Source organism: Massilia mucilaginosa, assembly GCF_011682145.1.
GTDB lineage: Bacteria > Pseudomonadota > Gammaproteobacteria > Burkholderiales > Burkholderiaceae_D > Telluria_A > Telluria_A mucilaginosa.
Genome location: NZ_WHJH01000278.1, coordinates 1 through 333, shown reverse-complemented (window position 1 = coordinate 333; position 333 = coordinate 1). Strand labels below are relative to the sequence as shown.

1 protein-coding gene is annotated in these 333 nt (G+C 64.6%); it reads right to left on the bottom strand.

Translation table 11 applies throughout. The features are described from left to right. Positions 1-333 (bottom strand): DNA-binding protein (locus tag F2P45_RS34850; protein WP_187367265.1); only part of this gene is annotated, 333 nt, incomplete at both ends.

The following is a 333-nucleotide window of genomic DNA, read 5'->3' as shown; positions in this document are numbered from 1 at the left end:
CGCGCGGTCAGCGCGTCGCCCTGGCCCTCGATCTCTGCACCCTGGCGCTCATTCTCGGTGGCGAGATCAGCCGCCTCTTGCTGTTGTTCGGCCAGTTCCGTTTCCAGCGCCGCTTTCGCGCTGGACAGTTCCTGTCCCATAAATTCCAGAATGGCGCGCTGCACTCCCGCCGGCAAGGTCAATGCGCTGGCGATCTTCTTTTCCCGATCCGCGCGCCATTGCTGCAACAGCTTGCTGATGGTGCCCAAGCTCCCCATGTTTCCCAGTCGCTCGCGCACAGTGCGCAAAGCCGGGGTGCTTCCGGCCGCAACCATCGCGTCCGCGATGGCGGCT